Origin of the sequence: Kitasatospora sp. NPDC056800 (genome assembly GCF_042789775.1) — a bacterium.
Lineage (GTDB): Bacteria > Actinomycetota > Actinomycetes > Streptomycetales > Streptomycetaceae > Kitasatospora.
In genome coordinates, this window is record NZ_JBHUAL010000013.1 from 34,896 (window position 1) to 54,776 (window position 19,881).

Annotated in this window: 1 protein-coding gene; it reads left to right on the top strand. The window is 77.4% G+C overall.

Annotated elements, in window-relative coordinates:
• Nucleotides 1-9 precede the first annotated feature (9 nt).
• Complete coding sequence (locus tag ACFRQN_RS04890) at nt 10-19,878, top strand: non-ribosomal peptide synthase/polyketide synthase (RefSeq protein ID WP_380738285.1); 19,869 nt, start codon at nt 10-12, stop codon at nt 19,876-19,878.
• Nucleotides 19,879-19,881 lie beyond the last annotated feature (3 nt).

The window sequence follows — 19,881 nt, forward strand, 5'->3', positions numbered from 1 at the left end:
CCGACGACCATGACGCCTTCGACGCCTCCGACGCCCTCGAAGCGGGACCGCGCCGCGGCCCTGCCCGCCGACCTGCGCGAAGCCCTGCGCCGGCGGCTGGCCGGCCGGTCCGGCGGCGACGGGGCCGCCGCCGAGCGGGCCATCCCGCGCGCCGACCGCGGCCGTCCGCTGCCGCCGTCCTTCGTCCAGCAGCGGCTCTGGTTCCTCGACCGGCTGCGCCCCGGGGACCCGCGCTACAACAGCGCCGTCGCCCTGCGCTTCACCGGCGAGCTGGACCGCACCGCGCTCGCCGCGGCGCTGACCGCCGTGGTGGCGCGCCACGAGGCGCTGCGCACCACCTTCGCGGAGAGCGACGGCCGGCCGGTGCCGACCGTCCGGGAGCCCGGGCCGGTGGAGCTGCCGGTCCGCGAACCGGCCGAGGGCGAGAGCCTGGACGCCGTCCTGCTCCAGGAGTACTCCCGGCCCTTCGACCTCGAACGGGGGCCGCTGCTGCGCGCCCTGCTGGTCGCCGAGACGCCGCACGCCCACGTCCTGCAGCTGACCGCCCACCACATCGTCACCGACGGCTGGTCGATGGGCGTCGTCCTGGACGAACTGTGCACCGCCTACGACGCCCTGGCCCGCGGCGCCGACCCCGCACTGCCCGAAGTCGCCGCCCAGTACCCGGACTTCGCGGCCTGGCAGCGCGAGCAGCTCGCCGGCGACCGGCTGGAGCGGCAGCTCGCCCACTGGCGGGAGAAGCTGGCCGGCGCCGTGCCGTCCGACCTGCCGCTGGACCACCCGCGGCGCGGCGAGGAGGCCGGCCCCGGCGGCCTGCACACCTTCACCGTCCCCGCGCCGCTCACCGCCCGGCTGCGCGCCCTCGCGACCGAGCAGCAGGGCACCCTCAACACCGCGCTGGTGGCCGGCACCCAGGCGCTGCTCGCCCGCTGGTCCGGCCAGCAGGACGTCACCGTCGGCTCGCTGATGGCCGGGCGCACCCGCACCGAACTGGAACGGGCCGTCGGCTGCTTCGTCAACACGGTGGTGCTGCGCACCCGGGTGGCGCCCGACGCCTCCTTCCGCGAACTGCTCGCCGCCGCCACCGAGACCGGCAACGACGCCCTCGCACACGGCGACACGCCCTTCGAACGGATCGTCGAGGCGGTCGGCGCGCCCCGCGAGGCCGGCCGCAACCCGCTGTTCGACGTCCTGGTGCTGCTGCACCCCGCCCCGCCCACCGCCGGGGACCGGCCCGGACTCGCCACCGCCCCGGTCACCGTGCCCCGGCAGGCCGCCACCTTCGACCTCAGCGTGGAGTTCGTCCCCGACGGCGAGGCGCTCACCGGCGTCCTGGAGTACCGCGCCGACCTCTTCGACGCCCCCACCGCGGGCCGGATGGCCGAGCAGCTGCTGCGCCTGCTGGAGGGCGCCGCCGCCGAACCGGACCGCCCGCTCGCCACCCTGCCGCTGCTCTCCGCGCGGGAGACCGAGCAGGTCACCCGGGGCTGGAACGCCACCGAGCTGCCCGTCGAGGCCGTCAGCCTGCCGGAGCTGCTCCGGCGCCGGGCCGAACGGACCCCGCACGCCCTGGCCCTGGTCGCGGGGGAGGAGCGCCTCGACTACGCCGAACTGGACGCCCGCGCCGAACGGCTCGCCCGCCGACTGGCCACCACCGGCGCCGGCCCCGAACGGCTGGTCGCGCTGCGACTGCCGCGCACCGCCGACCTGGTGGTGGCCGTCCTCGCGGTCTGGAAGGTCGGCGCCGGCTACCTGCCGCTCGACCCGGCGCTGCCCTGGGAGCGGGTCGTCTACGTGCTCGAGGACGCCGGGCCGGCCCTGTTCCTGGACGAGGACACCCTGCGCGACCTGTCGGGCAACGACGACCCGGTCGACGTCGTCCTTCCCACGCCGGACCTCGCGACCCCCGCGTACGTGCTCTACACCTCCGGCTCCACCGGCCGCCCCAAGGGCGTCAGCGTCCCGCACCGCGCCCTGGCCCACCTGCTCGCCGCCCACCGGGCCGGCTTCGTCGCCGACGCGGGCGGCGGCCCGCTGAACGTCGCCCTGACCGCCTCCTTCTCCTTCGACACCTCGCTGGAGGGCCTGCTGCTGCTCGCGGACGGCCACCCGCTGCACCTCGTCGACGAGACCACCCGGATGGACCCGGCCGCCCTGGTCGAGTACGTCGTCCGCCACCGGATCGACTTCCTCGACCTCACCCCCTCCTACCTGCGCCAACTGCTGCCCGCCGGGCTGCTCGACGACCCCCGCCACCGCCCCCGGGTGCTGATGCTCGGCGGCGAGGCGGTCGCCCCCCGGCTCTGGCGCGAGCTCGCCGCCCGCCCGGAGACGGCCGCCTACAACTACTACGGCCCCACCGAGTGCACCGTCGACGCCATCGCCTGCCGGATCGACGGCGGGGACCGGCCGCTGATCGGCCGCCCGCTGCCCAACGTCCGCGCCTACGTCCTGGACGGCCGGCTCCAGCCCGTGCCGCCCGGGGTCAGCGGTGAGCTCCACCTGGCCGGCGAGCAGGTCGCCCGCGGCTACGACGGCCGCCCCGGCCTGACCGCCGCCCGCTTCACCGCCGACCCGTACGGCCCGCCCGGCACCCGGATGTACCGCACCGGCGACCTGGCCCGCTGGACGGCCGACGGGCGCCTGGAGTACCTCGGCCGCGCCGACGACCAGGTCAAGGTGCGCGGCCACCGGATCGAACCCGGCGAGATCGAGGCGGCCCTGCTCGACCTGCCCGAGGTCCGCGCCGCCGCCGTGGCCGCCGTCCCCGACGCCCACGGCCACCACCGGCTGGCCGCCTACCTGGTCTTCGCCGACGGCGCCGCCCGCCCCGCCGCCGCCCTGCGCGCCGCCCTGCGCCGGGTGCTGCCCGACCACCTGGTGCCGTCCTCCTTCACCGTGCTCGACGCCCTGCCGCTCGGCACCAGCGGCAAGCTCGACCGCCGCGCCCTGCCCGCCCCCGAAACCGACGCCCGGGAAGGGGAGTTCACCGCCCCGCGCACCCCCGAGGAGGAGACCCTCGCCGCCATCTGGGCCGAGGTGCTGGGCGTGCCCAGGGTCGGCGTCACCGACAACTTCTTCGAACTCGGCGGCGACTCGATCCTGAGCATCCAGGCCGTCTCCCGGGCCCGCGCGGCGGGCCTGCGGATCGGCTCCCAGGACGTCTTCCGCCACCAGACCGTCGCCGACCTGGCCGCCGCGGCCCGCACCGCCGAGCCGCCGGCCGCCCCCGCGCCGCGCCACCACCAGGACGGGCCCGCCCCGCTGACCCCCGTCCAGGAGTGGTTCTTCGCCGCCCACGGCCCGCTGCGGCACTTCACCATGTCGATGCTGCTCGACCTGCCGTACGGGCTGGACGAAGCCGCGCTGGACCGGGCACTGGGCGCGCTGGTGGCCGCCCACCCGGCGCTGCGCACCCGCTTCACCCGCACCGGGGACGGCTGGCGGCAGGAACCGGCCGCGGACGCCGGAGCGCTGCTGACCGCCCTCGACCCGGCCACCGACCCCGCCGACGACCGGGAGGCGGAACGGGAGGCGGCCGCCGAGGCCGCCCGCGCCGAGCTGGACCCGGCCACCGGGGCGCTGCTGCGCGCCGTCCTGTTCCGGCCCGCCGACGGCGCCCGGCCCCAACTCCTCCTGACCGCCCACCACCTGGCCGTCGACAGCGTGTCCTGGCGGGTCCTGCTCGCCGACCTGGCACAGGCCTACCGGCAGGCCGCCGAGGGCCGCACCCCCGACCCGGCGCCCGAGCCCACCGCCTTCACCGACTGGGCCCACCGGCTCGCCGAACTCGTCCGGACCGGCGGCCTGGACGCGGACCTGCCGTACTGGACCGCCGAGACCGCCGCCCCCGCCGGGCCGCTGCCCGTCGACCTGCCCGGCACCCCCACCGCCGGCTCGGTGCGCACCCTGCGCCACCGGCTCGACCGGGCCACCACCGAGGCGCTGCTGCGGAAGGTCCCCGAGGCCTACCGGACCCAGGTCAACGACGTGCTGCTCAGCGCGCTGGGCCGGGCCCTCGCCGACTGGACCGGCACCGGGCGGGTCGCCGTCGCCCTGGAGGGCCACGGCCGCGAGGACCTCTTCGACGGCCTCGACCTCTCCCGCACCGTCGGCTGGTTCACCACCCAGTACCCCGTCACCCTGGACCTGCCGGAAGGGACGGACTGGGCCGCCACCCTCAAGCGGGTCAAGGAGCGGCTGCGCGCCGTGCCCCGCCGGGGCCTGGGCTACGAGGCCCTCGCCCGGCTCGGCTCGGCCGCCGCGCTGAGGGACCGTCCGCTGCCGCAGGTCTGCTTCAACTACCACGGCCAGTGGACCGCCCCCGAGGGCGGCGACTTCGCCCCCGCCGGGCAGGCCCCCGGCCGCGACCTCGCCCCCGACGAGCCGCTGGACCACCTGCTCGACGTCTCCGCCGTCGTCGCCGACGGCGAGCTGGAACTCACCTGGCACTACAGCGACCGGGTGCACCGGGAGGAGACCGTCCGGGCCCTGGCCGAGGCCACCGCCGCCGCGCTCACCGGCATCGTCGAGCACTGCGCGAGCCCCGGCGCCGGCGGCCGCACCCCCTCCGACTTCCCGCTGGCCGGCCTCGACCAGGCCGCGCTGGACCGACTGGTCGGCGACGGCCGGGACGTGACGGACCTGCTGCCGCTCACCCCGCTCCAGGAGGGCATGCTCTTCCACCGCCTGGTCGGCGGCGAGGACGACGTCTACCTCGACCAGGCCGCCCTGCTGCTGGACGGCGTCGCCGACCCGCACGCCCTCGCCCTGGCCTGGCAGCGGGTCGCCGACCGTACGCCCGCGCTGCGCACCTCCGTGGTCTGGGAGGGCGTGCCCGCCCCGCTCCAGGTGGTGCGCCGGGGCGTCCGGCTGCCGGTGACCCACCTCGACCTGCGGGCCGTCGACCCGGCCGAGCGCGCCGAACGGCTGGAGCGGCTGAAGGCCGAGGACCTCGCCCTCGGCCTGGACATCGCCACCGCCCCGCTCACCCGGCTCACCCTGGTCCGGCTGCCCGAGGCCCGGGTCCAGCTGCTGTGGACCTCCCACCACCTGGTCCTGGACGGCTGGAGCCTCGCCCAGGTGCTCACCGACGTGTTCGCCGAGTACGCGGCGCTCACCACCGGCGCCGCCCCCGCCCCGGCGGTGCGCCGGCCCTTCGCCGACTACGTGCACTGGCTGGCCGGGCAGGACGCCGGGGCCGCCCGGGCCCACTGGCGGTCCGTCCTGGACGGCTTCGCCACCGCCACCCCGCTGCCCGCCGACCGGGCGCGGCGCGAGGCCCACCGGGCCCGCTCGGCGGGCAGCCTCAGCGCCGCCCTGTCCGAGCAGGTCTCCGAGCAACTCGCCCGCACCGCACGGCAGTCCGGGCTGACCCTCGGCACCGTGGTGCAGGGTGCCTGGGCGCTGCTGCTGTCCCGCTACAGCGGCGAGCCGGACGTGCTGTTCGGCACCACCGTCTCCGGCCGGCCCGAGGAGCTGCCCGGCGTCGAGTCGATGATCGGCATGTTCATCAACACCCTGCCCACCCGGGTCCGGGTGGACGGCGAGCGCACCGCCGCCGACTGGCTGCGGGAGCTCCAGGCGGACCAGGCCGAGGCCCGCCGGCACTCGGCGGTCTCGCTCGCCGAACTCACCGGCTTCAGCGACGTCCCCGCCGGCAGCGCGCTGTTCGACAGCATCGTCGCCTTCGAGAACTACCCCTTCGACGACGCCCGCGCCGCCGGCACCGGGGTGCGCCTGGCCGAGGTCTCCTCCCGGGACGCCACCAGCTTCCCGCTGGTGCTGCGCGCCTACCAGGGCGGGCAGGTCGGCTTCGACCTCGCCTACGACCCGGAGCTGTTCGACGCCGCGACGGTGGACGCCCTCGCCGGGCGGCTGCGGCTGCTGCTCACCGAGCTGGCCGCCGGGCTGGACCGCCCGCTGCGCGCGCTGGCCTGGACCACCGAGGAGGAGCGCCGCCGGCTGCTGGTCGACTGGAACGGCACCGCGCAGGGCCGGCCCGCGCGCACCCTGGTCGACCTGTTCGAGGAGCGGGCCGCCCGCACCCCGCGGGCCGAGGCCGTCACCTGCGGCGGGGAGCACCTCGACTACGCCGAGCTGGACGCCCGGGCCGACCGGCTCGCCCACCGGCTGGCCGGGTTCGGCGCCGCCCCCGAGCGGTACGTCGCCCTGGCGCTGCCCCGCACCGCCGAGCTGGTGGTGGCCGTCCTCGCCGTCCTCAAGACCGGCGCGGCCTACCTGCCGCTCGACCCGGGCCTGCCCGCCGAACGCCGCGCCGAACTGCTGCGCGACGCCGCCCCGGTGGCCCTGGTCACCCTGGAGCCCCCGGCGGATCCGACCGGCGTCGAGGTGCCCGTCCTCGCCCTGGCCGACCCCGCGGTGCGCGCCGACCTGGCCCGCCGCCCGGCCGGCCCGCTCGGCGCCGGCCACCGCCCGCTGCCCGACAGCCCCGCCTACGCCATCTTCACCTCCGGCTCCACCGGCCGCCCCAAGGGCGTCGTGGTGCCGCACGCCAACGTGGTGCGGCTGTTCGAGCAGACCCGGGAGCTGTTCGGCTTCGGCGCCGAGGACGTCTGGACGCTCTTCCACTCCTACACCTTCGACTTCTCGGTCTGGGAGCTGTGGGGCCCGCTGCTGCACGGCGGCCGGCTCGTCGTGGTGCCCGAGGACACCGCCCGCTCCCCGGAGGACTTCCTGCGGCTGCTCGCCGACGAGCGGGTCACCGTCCTCAACCAGACCCCGTCCGCGTTCCACCAGCTGGCCCGCGCCGACGCCGAACTCCCGGACATATCAGCCCGCTTGGCGCTGCGCACGGTGGTCTTCGGCGGCGAGGCGCTGGACGTCACCCGGCTCGCCGACTGGTACCGGCGCCACCCCGAGGACGCGCCGCGCCTGGTGAACATGTACGGCATCACCGAGACCACCGTGCACGTCACCCACACCGCGCTCGACCCGGCGACCGCCACCGCCGGCGGCCCCGGCCCGATCGGCACCGGCATCGCCGACCTGCGGCTGTACGTGCTCGACGGCGACCTCGCCCCGGTGCCCCCGGGCGCCGTCGGCGAACTGTACGTGGCGGGCGAGGGGCTGGCCCGCGGCTACCTCAACCGGCCCGGCCTCACCGCCGGCCGCTTCCTCGCCGACCCCTTCGGCGCCCCCGGCACCCGGATGTACCGCACCGGCGACCGGGCCCGCTGGCAGGCCGACGGCACCCTGCGCTACCTGGGCCGCGCCGACCAGCAGGTCAAGATCCGCGGCTACCGGATCGAACCCGGCGAGATCGAGGCCGCCCTCCAGACCCACCCGGGCGTCGCCCTGGCCACCGTCGGCGTCCACGAGGACGCCACCGGCACCCGCCGGCTGGTCGCCCACCTCGTCGGGGAGGACCCGGCCCGGCCGCCCGGCGCCGCCGAGCTGCGCGCCCACCTGGAACGCCTGCTCCCCGCCTACCTGGTGCCCGCCGCCTACGTCCCGCTGGCCGCCCTGCCGCTCACCCCCAACGGCAAGCTGGACCGGCGCGCCCTGCCGGTGCCCGGCCCGGACGGCTTCGCCGCCGGCCGCGGGCGCACCGCGCCCCGCACCCCCGCCGAGCGGCTGGTCGCCGAGGCCTGGGCGGAGGTCCTGGACACCGGCGCGGTCGGCGCCGAGGACGACTTCTTCGCCCTCGGCGGGGACTCCATCCTCGCCGTACGGGTCACCGCCCGGCTGCGCGCCGCCTTCGGCGCCGCCGACCTCTCGCCCCGGGTGCTGTTCACCCACCCGGTGCTCGCCGACCTGGCCGAGGCGCTCGGCGCACCCCGCCCCGGCGCCGCACCGGCCGTCATCCCCGCCGCCGACCCGGCGGCCGAGGCGCCGCTCTCCTACGCCCAGCAGCGGCTCTGGTTCCTCGACCGCTTCGAGCCCGGCAGCACCGAGTACACTTCGCTGTCCGTGCTGCGGCTGCGCGGCGCCCTCGACCGGGCCGCCCTGGGCGCCGCCCTGGACGCCCTGGTCGAGCGGCACGAGGCGCTGCGCACCACGTACGCCGAACGGGACGGCCGGGCCCGGCAGGTGGTGCGCCCGCCGCACCCCGTCGAGCTGCCCTGCGCGGACGTCCCGGCGGCGGAGCTGGACGCCCACCTGGAGCGGATCGCCACCGCCCCCTTCGACCTCGCCGAAGGCCCCGTGCTCCGCGCCCATCTGGCCCGGACGGCCGCCGAGGAGCACGTCCTCGCCCTGGCGGTGCACCACATCGCCACCGACGGCTGGTCGATGGGCGTGCTCGGCCGCGACCTCGGCGAGCTGTACGCCGCCGCCCTCGAACGGCGGAGCCCGCGGCTGCCCGCGCTGCCCGTCCGGTACACCGACTACGCGGCCTGGCAGCGCACCCGCACCGCCGCCGCCGAGGCCGACCTCGACCACTGGCGCCGGGCCCTGGACGGCCTGGCCCCGCTGGAACTGCCCACCGACCGGCCGCGCCCGGCGGTGCGCACCCGCGAGGGCGCGCTGACGACCTTCACGCTGCCCGCCGAGCTGACCGCCCGGCTGCGCGAGCGCGGCCGCGAGGCCGACGGCACCCTCTACACCGTCCTGCTGGCCGCCTGCCAGGTGCTGCTGGCCCGCTGGTCCGGGCAGCGCGACGTCGCCGTCGGCACCGTCACCTCCGGCCGCGAGCAGGGCGAACTCCACGACGTGGTCGGCATGTTCGTCAACACCCTGGTGCTGCGCGGCGACGTCCGCCCCGACCTGACCTTCCACGAGCTGCTGACCGCCGCCCAGCACACCGTGCTGGACGCCCTGGCCCACCAGGAGGTGCCCTTCGAACGGCTGGTGGACGCCCTCCAGCCGGAGCGCGACACCAGCCGCACCCCGCTGTTCCAGGTGATGGTGGCACTGCACAACCTCGGCGCCGAGACGCCCCCGCTGCCCGGCCTGACGGTCGAACCCGTCACCCCGCCGGTCCGCAGCGCCGCCTTCGACCTCTCCTTCGACTTCGCCGAGCACGACGGCGGCCTGACCGGCTACCTGGAGTACAGCACCGGGCTGTTCGACGCGCGGACCGCCGAGCAGCTGGCCCACCGGCTGACCACCCTGCTGGCGGCCGTCGCCGAGGCGCCCGGGACGGCCGTCGGCGAGCTGCCGCTGATGAGCGGGGACGAGCGGCGGCAGGTGCTGCGCCAGGGCCGGGGCGAGCCGCTGCCCGGGCCGGACACCACCTTCACCGCCCTGTTCGAGGAGCAGGCCGCCCGCACCCCGGACGCCACCGCGCTGGTTGCCCGGGACGCCACGCTGGACTACGCCGCCCTCAACGCCCGGGCCAACCGACTCGCCCGCCACCTGGCGGCCCTCGGCGCCGGCCCGGAGCAGGTGGTCGCCGTCCGGCTGCCGCGCACCTCCGACCTGGTGGTGGCGCTGTTCGCGGTGCTCAAGGCCGGGGCCGTCCTCCAGTTCGTCGACCCGGACCTGCCCGAGGAGCGGGCCGCCCTGCTGCTGGCGGACACCCGGCCGCGCACGGTGCTGACCGAGCGGGACCTGCGCGAGGTGCCCTGGGACGCCCTGCCCGGCCACGACCTGACCGACGCCCAGCGGACCGCTCCGCTGCGGCCCGGGAACGCCGCCTACCTGATCCACACCTCCGGCTCCACCGGCCGCCCCAAGGGCGTGGTCGTCGAGCACCGCCAGCTGGTCAACCTCTGCCGCGACCACCGGGAGGGGATGCTCGCCCCGCACACCGCCGACGGCGCCCGGCTGAAGGTCGCCCTCAGCGCCTCCCTCTCCTTCGACACCAGCTGGGAGGGCCCGCTGCTGCTGGTCTCCGGCCAGGAGCTCCACCTGATCGACGAGGACGTCCGGCTGGACCCGCAGGCCTTCTGCGCCAGGATCGTCGAGCAGCGGCTCGACGTCGTCAACGTCACCCCCTCCTACCTGCGCGAACTCACCGCCGCCGGACTGTTCGGCCCCGCCCCGCACCACCCCCGGCTGCTCCAGCTCGGCGGCGAGGCGATCCCCGCCGCCACCTGGCGGGAGCTGGCCGAGGTCCGGGCCCGACTCGGCGTCACCGTCTACAACCTGTACGGGCCCACCGAGTGCACCGTCGACGCCGCCTACGCCCGCTGCGCCGACCACCCCGGGCGCCCGGTGATCGGCCGGCCGGGCCGCGGCGTCACCGCCTACGTGCTGGACGGCGCGCTGCGCCCGGTGCCGCCCGGCATGCCGGGGGAGCTGTACCTGGCCGGTCGGCAGGTCGCCCGCGGCTACCTCGGCCGGCCCGGGCTGACCGCCGGCCGCTTCCTCGCCGACCCGTACGGCGCCCCCGGCACCCGGATGTACCGCACCGGCGACCTCGCCCGCTGGGACGCCGCCGGGCAGCTGGAGTTCCTCGGCCGGGCCGACGACCAGGTCAAGATCCGCGGCTTCCGGATCGAGCCCGGCGAGGTCGAGGCCGCCCTGCTGACCCACCCCGACCTCGCGGACTGCGCCGTCGCCGCCCGCGAACAGGGCGGCCGCACCCTGCTGGTCGGCTACCCGGTGCCGGCCGGCGACCGGGTGCCGCCCGCCGAGGAGCTGCGCGCCTGGCTGCGGCGCACCCTGCCCGACCACCTGGTGCCCACCGCGTTCGTCCCGCTCGCCCGCGTCCCGCGCACCACCAGCGGCAAGACCGACCGGCGCGCCCTGCCCGCCCCGCCCGCCCAGCCGGACCGCACCACCCCGTACGTCGCCCCGCGCCCCGGCACCGAGGAGCGGCTCGCCGCGATCTGGGCCGAGGTGCTGGGCGTGCGGCGGGTCGGCGCCCGGGACAACTTCTTCGCGCTCGGCGGCGACTCCATCCTCAGCATCCAGATCGTCTCCCGGGCCCGCGCCGCCGGACTCGCCCTCACCACCAAGGACGTCTTCCGCTACCAGAACGTCGCCGAACTCGCCCTCTGCGCCGGGGAGTCGACCGTACGGACGGAAGCGGACGAGGCCGAGCCCGCCGAGGCCCCGCTCACCCCGATCCAGCACTGGTACCTCGACGGGCGCCGCCCCGGCGAGGCGCTGCGCTTCACCATGACCCAGCGGCTGGTGCTGGCCCCGGACACCGACCCGGCCGCGCTGCGGCAGGCGGTGCTCGCACTGGTGGAGCACCACCCGGCGCTGCGCACCCGCTTCCGCCACGGCGAGGGAGGCTGGCACCAGGAGGTCCGGGAGCAGGCGCCGGACGGCGTCTTCACCCACCACCGAAGCGTCCTGGAGACGGAGGTGCAGCGGGCCGCCGAGGAGGCCCAGCGCTCCCTCGACCCGCTCCAGGGCCGGATGCTGCGCGCCCTGTACTTCGACGGCGGCGCCGGCCGGCCCGGCCAGCTCGTGCTGACGATCCACCACCTGGCCGTGGACGGCGTCTCCTGGCGCATCCTGCTGGCCGACCTCGAAGCCGCCCACCACGCCGCCCGCACGGGCGCGCCCGTCCGGCTGCCGGAGCCGGGCACCTCCTACACCCGGTGGGCCGCCCGGCTGGAGCGGCACACCCGCTCCGGCGCCCTGGACGGCGACACCGCGTACTGGACCCGCACCGGCGAGGCCCCGGCCGGACTGCCCGCCGGGCGCCCGGGCGCCAACACCCACGGCGCCGCCGCCACCGTCACCGTGACGCTGGACGAGGCGACCACCGGGGCGCTGCTGCGCCGCGTCCCGGAGGTCTACCGCACCCAGGTCAACGACGTCCTGCTCAGCGCCCTCGGCCGCACGCTGGCCCGCTGGTGCGGCCGGGACACGGTGCTGATCGGGGTGGAGGGCCACGGCCGCGAGGACCTCTTCCCCGACCAGGACCTCTCCCGGACGGTCGGCTGGTTCACCGCCGAGTTCCCGCTCGCCCTGCGCGTCGACCCCGAGGCCGGCTGGCACCACACCCTGCGCTCGGTCAAGGAGCAGCTGCGCGCCGTCCCGCTGCGCGGACTCAGCCACGGCGCGCTGCGCCACCTGCTCCCGTCCGCCCTCCCGCAAGGCGCGGCCGCGCCGCAGGTCGGCTTCAACTACCACGGCCAGTGGGACACCCGCACCGGCGCCGACGGGCTGCTGCGTGGCTCGCTGCCCCCGGCCGGGCGCGACACCGACCCCGACGAGCCCCGCCCCTACCTGCTCGACGTCATCGGGGCCGTCCAGGACGGCCGGCTCGAACTGGGCTGGACCTACCCGGCGGAGGTCTACGAGGAGGCCGCCGTCCGCGCCCTCGCCGAGCAGACCCTCCAGGCGCTGCGCGAGCTGGCCGAGCACTGCGCGGGCCCCGGCGCCGGCGGCCGCACCCCGTCCGACTTCCCGCTGGCCGGCCTCGACCAGGAACGGCTGGACGGCCTGGTCGGCGACGGCCGCGAGGTCGCGGACGTGCTGCCGCTGACCCCGCTGCAGTCCGGCATGCTCTTCCACGGCCTGGTCGACGAGGACGGCGCCTACGTGGACCGGATCGCCGTCCGGCTGGCCGGCGTCGGCGACCCGGCGGCCTTCGCCGCCGCCTGGCAGCAGGTCGCCGACCGCACCCCGGCGCTGCGCACCGCCGTGCACTGGCGCGGCCTGCCGCACCCCGTCCAGCTGGTCGCGCGCCGCGCCGCCCTGCCCGTCCGCCACCTCGACTGGCGCGCCCTGACGCCCGAACGGCGGGCCGAGGAGACCGAGCGGCTGCTCGCCGAGGAGCGGGCCGCCGGCCTGGACCTGGGCACCGCGCCGCTCACCCGCCTCGTCCTGGCCGCGCTGCCCGGGGAGGAGGTGCTGCTGCTCTGGTCCACCCACCACGTGATCCTGGACGGCTGGAGCACCGGCCAGCTGCTCACCGAGGTCTGCGAGGAGTACGCCGCGCTGACCGGCGGCCCGCAGGCGCCCCGCCCCGTCCGCCGCCCGTTCGCGGACTTCCTGGCCTGGCTGCGCGAGCAGGACGGGCGGGCCGCCGAGGAGCACTGGGGCGCCGCGCTCGCCGGGTTCACCGAACGGACCGCGCTGCCCTACGACCGCCGCCCCGCCGGCGCCCACCGGGCCCGCTCCACCGCCGCCGTCCACCGCGTCCTGGACGAGGCGGCCTCCGCCCGGCTGCGGGAGAACGCCGCCGCCGCCGGACTGACCGTCAACACCCTGGTCGAGGGCGCCTGGGCACTGCTGCTGGCCCGCTACGGCGGCACCGCGGACGTCGTCTTCGGCACCACCGTCTCCGGGCGCCCGGCCGAACTGCCCGGCGTCGAGACGATGATCGGCCTGTTCATCAACACCGTGCCCGCCCGGGTCCGGATCCCCTCGGGCGGCGTGCTGCCCTGGCTGCGCGACCTCCAGGACCGGCAGAGCGAGGGCCGCGGCCACGACCACCTGGCGCTGACCCGGATCCAGGGCCTGAGCGAACTGCCCGCCGGCGAGCCGCTGTTCGACAGCATGCTGGTGTTCGAGAACTACCCCGTCGACGAGTCCGCCGCGGACCGCACCGGCGTCCGGGTGGTCGAGGTGCGCGCCGACGACGCCACCACCTTCCCCTGGTGCCTGCGCGCCCACCTGAGCGGACAGCTCGCCTTCGACCTGGCGTACGACCCCGCGCTCTTCGACCAGCGCACCGCCCGGGACGCCGCCGACCGCCTCGCCCAGCTGCTGACCGCCCTCGCCGACGGCCTGGACGGCGACCTCGCCGCACTGGACCCGCTCACCCCGGCCGACCGCGACCTGCTCGCCTCCTGGCACACCACCGCCCGCCCGCCGGAGCCGCGCAGCCCGCTGCGGATCTTCGCCGAACAGGTCCGCCGCACCCCCGACGCCCCCGCCGTGCGCGAGGGCGGGCGCGAGCTGAGCTACCGCGGGCTGGACGACTGGTCCGACCGGCTGGCCGCCCGGCTGCTCGCCGACGGCCTGGCCCCCGAGGACCGGGTCGCACTGGCGGTGGACCGCGGCACCGAACTCGTCGTCGCCCAGCTGGCCGTCCTCAAGGCCGGCGGCGCCTACCTGCCCGTCGACGGGCGCGCCCCCGAGGAGCGCCGCCGCACCCTGCTGGAGCGGGCCGGCGCGGCCGCGACCCTGACCGCCGGACAGGTCGCCGCCGCCCGCGACGGAGCGGCCGCCCCGGACCTGCCGCCCGCCGACCCGGACCGGCTGGCGTACGTGATGTACACCTCCGGCTCCACCGGCGAGCCCAAGGCCGTCGCCGTCCGCCACCGCGACGTCGCCTCGCTCGCCACCGACAGCCGCTTCACCGGCGGCCGCTGCGCCCGGGTGCTGCTGCACTCGCCGGTCGCCTTCGACGCCGCCACCTTCGAGGTCTGGGCGCCGCTGCTGAACGGCGGCTGCGTGCTCGTCGCCCCCGACGGGCCGGTGGACGCCGCCCTGCTGCGCCGCCTCGCCGGCCCCGACGGGCCGACGGCGCTCTGGCTCACCGCCGGGCTGTTCCGGCTGCTCGCCCAGGACGCGCCGGACTGCTTCGGCGGCCTGCGGACCCTGTGGACCGGCGGCGACGTGGTGCCCGCCGCCGCCGTGCGGCGCGTCCTGGCGGCCTGCCCCGGGCTGACCGTGGTGGACGGCTACGGCCCCACCGAGACCACCACCTTCGCCACCGCCCACGCGCTGTCGGACGCCGCCGCGGTGCCCGACACCGTCCCGATCGGCCGCCCGCTGGACGACCGCCGGGCGCACGTCCTGGACGCCCGGCTGCGGCCCGTCCCGCCGGGCTGCGCGGGCGAGCTCTACCTGGCCGGCGAGGGCCTGGCCCGCGGCTACCTGGGCCGCCCCGGCGCGACCGCCGCCCGCTTCCTCGCCGACCCCTCCGGCCCGCCCGGCGCCCGGATGTACCGCACCGGGGACCTCGCCCGGCGCCGCCCGGACGGCACCGTGGAGTTCCTCGGCCGCGCGGACGACCAGGTGAAGATCCGCGGCTTCCGGGTCGAGCCCGCCGAGGTGGAGGCGGCCCTGGCCGCCCACCCGCTGGTCTCCGATGTCGCCGTGGTCGTCCGCGAGGACCGGCCCGGCGCCCGCCGGCTGGTCGCCTACGCCGTCGGCACCGACGGCGCCCCCGACCCCGGCGAACTGCGGGAGTTCGCCGCCCGCGCCCTGCCCGACTACCTCGTCCCGGCCGCCTTCGTCCCGCTCGACGCCCTCCCGCTGAGCCGCAACGGCAAGGTCGACCGCGCCGCCCTCCCGGCCCCCGAGGAGCGGCCCGGCGGGCGCCGCGAGCGGGTCGAACCGCGCACCGCGGCCGAACGCCGCACCACCGAGCTCTTCGCCGAGGTCCTCGGCATCCGCCCGCCCGGGACCGACGAGGGCTTCTTCGACCTCGGCGGCGACTCCATCCTCAGCATCCGGCTCGCCGCCCGCCTCACCGAGGCCTTCGGCACCGAGCTCGGCCCCCGCGCCGTCTTCGACCACCCCACCCCGGCCGGCCTGGCCCGGCTGCTCACCGAGGAGCCCGCCGCCCCGGCCCGCCCGCCCGTCGTCCCGGTGCCCCGCACGGGCGCCGCCCCGATGTCCCACGCCCAGCAGCGCCTCTGGTTCCTGGAGGAGTTCACGCCCGGCGTCTCCGAGAACGTCGCGCTCGCGCTGCGGTTGCGCGGCACCCTCGACACCGGCGCCCTCGGCGCGGCCCTGGACGCCCTGACGGCCCGGCACGAGTCGCTGCGCACCACCTTCGACAGCGTCGACGGCCACGGCGTCCAACTGGTCCACCCGCCGCACGCCGTGCCGCTGCCGCTGCACGACCTCTCCGGGCGGCCCGCCGACGAGCGGCCGCGGGCCCTGCGCGACCTGCTCGCCGCCGACCGCGCCCGCCCCTTCGACCTGCGCCGCGGACCACTGCTGCGCGCCACCCTGGCCCGGCTGGCCGACGGCGAGCACGTGCTGGCGCTGACCCTGCACCACATGGTCACCGACGGCTGGTCCACCGGCGTGCTGCTCACCGACCTGGCCCACCTCTACCGCACCGAACTCGGCTCCACTGAAGCCGAGTTGGCGCCCCTCCCGGTGCAGTACGCCGACTACGCCCACTGGCAGCGCACCGCCGGGGCCCCTACCGGGGAGCAGCTCGCCTACTGGAAGGGCCAACTGACCGGCGTGGTCCCGCCGCAGCTGCCCACCGACCGGCCCCGGCCCGCGGTGCGCACCGCCAACGCCGCCAACGCCGCCACCGTCCGGCTGGAGCTGCCCGCCGACACCGCCCGCCGGCTGGCCGAGGTCGGCCGGCGGCGCGGCGCCACCCTGTTCATCACCCTGGTCGCCGCCGCCCAGGCCTACCTGGCCCGGCTCTGCGGGGACACCGACATCACCGTCGGCACCATCACCTCCGGCCGGCACCGGCCCGAGGTCCAGCGGCTCGTCGGGTTCTTCGTCAACACCCTGGTGCTGCGCTCCCGGGTCGAGCCCGGACAGCCCTTCGACGCCCTCCTCGGCGAGGTGCGGCAGACCGTCCTGGACGCCTTCGCCCACCAGGACGTGCCCTTCGAGAAGGTGGTCGACGAAGTCCAGCCGGTGCGCGACACCAGCCGCAGCCCGCTGTTCCAGGTCCACGTGGTGCTCCAGAACGCGCCGTCCGCGGAACCCGACCTCCCGGGCCTCGACGTGACCGGCATCGAGCCCGACGCGGTACGGACGCCCTTCGAGCTGGTGCTGGAGTTCGTCGAGACCGCGAGCGGCGCTCTGCACGGCCTGTTCACCTACGACACCGACCTGTTCGACCCGGCCACCGTGGAGCGGATGGCCGGCCAGCTCGCCACCCTGCTCACCGCCGTCGCCGAGGACCCGTCCCGCGCCGTCGGCGCGCTGCCGCTGGCCGGCCCGGACGAGTCGCCCGCCGAGCCGCACGGCGGCTTCCGGCCGGTGGCGGTGGCGACCCTGCCCGAGCTGTTCGAGCGCCGGGCCGCCGCCACCCCCGGGGCACCGGCCCTGCTCGACGGCGAACGGGAGCTGAGCTACGCCGACCTCGACCGGGCCGCCAACCGGCTGGCCCACCAGCTCATCCGGCGCGGCGTCGGCCCCGAGCGGCTGGTCGCCCTCGCCCTGCCCCGCTCGGCGGCCATGGTGGTCGCCCAGCTCGCCGTCGCCAAGGCCGGCGGCGCCTTCCTCCCCGTCGACCCCGACTACCCGGCGCCCCGGCGGGAGTTCATGGTCCGCGACGCCGCCGCCCACCTGCTGCTCGACGACCCGGCCCAGGTCTGGGCCGCCGAGGGCCCGGACACCGCGCCCACCGACGCCGACCGCACCAGCGCCCTCACCCCCGCCCACCCCGCCTACGCCGTCTACACCTCCGGCTCCACCGGAACGCCCAAGGGCGTCCTGGTCACCCACCGCGGCCTCGCCGTCTTCGCGGCCGCCGCCGCCGAGCAGTACGCCGTCGGCCCCGGCGACCGGGTGCTCCAGTTCGCCTCGCCCAGCTTCGACGCCTCCGTCCTGGAACTGTGCATCTCGCTGCTCTCCGGCGCCGCCCTCGTCACCGGCGAGGAGGGGCCGCTGGTCGGCGAACGGCTCGCCGAGGCCCTGACCGCCCGCCGGATCAGCCACACCCTGATCCCCCCGGCCGCCCTGGCCACCCTGGAACCCGAGACCGCCGCGGCCCTGACCGGACTGCGCACCCTGGTCGTCGGCGCCGAGGCCTGCCCGGCCGACCTGGTCGACACCTGGGCCCCCGGCCGGCGCATGGTCAACTCCTACGGCCCCACCGAGGCCACCGTCGTCGCCACCTGGACCGGCCCGCTCGCCCCCGGCACCGGCAGCCCCGCGATCGGCCGCCCCAGCGGCGCCACCCGCGCGTACGTCCTGGACACCGCCCTGCGGCCGGTGCCGCCCGGCGTCACCGGGGAGCTCTACCTGGCCGGCCCCGGCCTCGCCCGCGGCTACCTCGGCCGCCCCGGCCTCACCGCCCGGAGCTTCCTCCCCGACCCGTACGGCGCCCCCGGCGAGCGGATGTACCGCACCGGCGACCTCGCCCGCCGCGCCGCCGACGGCCAGCTCCGGTTCGCCGGCCGCGCCGACGAGCAGATCAAGCTGCGCGGCTTCCGGATCGAACCCGGCGAGATCGAGAGCGCCCTGCGCCGCAGCGCCCTGGTGCGCGACGCCGTCGTCACCGTCCGCGCCGACGGCCCGGGCGGCGGCCGGCTCGTCGGCTACGTCGTCCCCGCCGACGCCACCGCCGGCGCCCCCGCCCTCGACCTGCGGCTCCACCTCGCCGAGTCGCTGCCGCCGCACCTCGTCCCCTCGGCCTTCGTCGCGCTGGAGCGGCTCCCGCTCACCCCCAACGGCAAGCTCGACCGGCGGGCCCTGCCCGACCCCGGTCCCGCCCAGGCCGCGGCCGGCCCCGGCCGGGCGCCGGAGACCGACCTCGAACGCCGGATCGCCCGGATCTGGGCCGACGTCCTCGGCCTCGACGAGGTCGGCGCCGACGACAACTTCTTCCTCCTCGGCGGCGACTCCATCCTCAGCATGCAGGTGGTCTCCCGGCTGCGCCGCGACGGCCTGCACCTGGCCACCCGCGACCTGTTCAGCCACCAGACCGTGGCCGAACTGGCCACCGTCGTACGCACCGCCACCGAGCGCGCCGACGACGGCCCGGTGACCGGCGGCGTGCCGCTCACCCCCATCCAGGAGTGGTTCCTGACCACCCCGCGCGCCGCCCACCACCACTTCAACCAGTCCACCCTGCTCGAACTCTCCGCCGACCCCGACCCGGCCGCGTTGCGCACCGCGCTCGACGCCCTGCTGGAACACCACGACGCCCTGCGGATGCGCTTCACCCGCGACGAGGCCGGCTGGCACCAGTTCAACCCGCCGCCCGCCCCCGCCGAGGACCTCCTGGTCCACCACGACCTGACCGGGCAGGACGCCGGGGCCGCCGACGCGGCCATGGCCAAGGCCGCCGACGAGCTGCACGCAGGCTTCGACCTGGCCCGCGGCCCGCTGCTGCGCGCCGCCCTGTTCACCGGCCACCCGGAGCACCCGGCCCTGCTGCTCCTGGTCGCCCACCACCTGGTCGTCGACGCCGTCTCCTGGCGGGTGCTGCGCGACGACCTGGAGAGCGCCCACCGCCAGGCCGTCCAGGGCGGACCGGTCACCCTGGGGGAGCGCGGCACCTCCTTCCGGGAGTGGGCGCACCGGCTCGCCGCCCATGTCGCCGAGGGCGGCCTGGACCACGAACTCCTGTACTGGGAGGAGGCGGTGGGCGCCCGGGCGGCCCTGCCCGGCAGCCCGTCCGGGACCGGCGGTCCGTCCGGTCCCGGCGGTGCCGAGACCGCGGCGGTCACCGTCGAACTCGACGAGGCCGACACCGAGGCGCTGCTGCGCGCCGCCCCCGCCGCCTACCGCACCCGGGTCAACGACGTGCTGCTGGCCGCCCTCGCCCTCGCCCTGGCCCGCTGGAGCGGGCAGCAGCGGATCGGCCTGGACCTGGAGGGGCACGGCCGCGAGGACCTGCTGGACGGCGTCGACCTGTCCCGTACGGTCGGCTGGTTCACCACCGTCCACCCCGTCACCTTCCACGTCCCCGACCCGGCCGAGCCCGGCCCGGACCGCGACTGGCGGGCCCTGGTGAAGTCCGTCCGCCGCCAGCTGCGCGCGGTGCCCGGCAACGGCCTGGGCTTCGGCGCCCTGCGCACCTTCGGGACGCCCGGGGTCCGCGAGCGCCTCGCCGCCGGCGGCCACGGCCAGGTGGTCTTCAACTACCTCGGCCAGTGGGACGCCCGGCCCGAGGCCGCCGGCGACGGCCTGGTCCGCGCCGAACTCGGCTCCTTCGGCCAGGACCACGACCCCCGGGACGGCGGCTCCCACCCGCTGGAGGTGGTCGGCGCGGCCCAGCACGGACGCCTCGCCTTCACCTGGCACCACCGGCCCGCCGTCCACGACACCGGGGCCGTCCGCCGGGCCGCCGAGGACTTCGCCGCCGCCCTGCGGCAGATCGCCCGGCACGCCCGGGAAGGACGGTGACGA

Coding starts and splice junctions, on each gene's coding strand:
- ACFRQN_RS04890 (WP_380738285.1), top strand. CDS start 10: ATGACGCCTTCGACGCCTCCGACGCCCTCGAAGCGGGACCGCGCCGCG.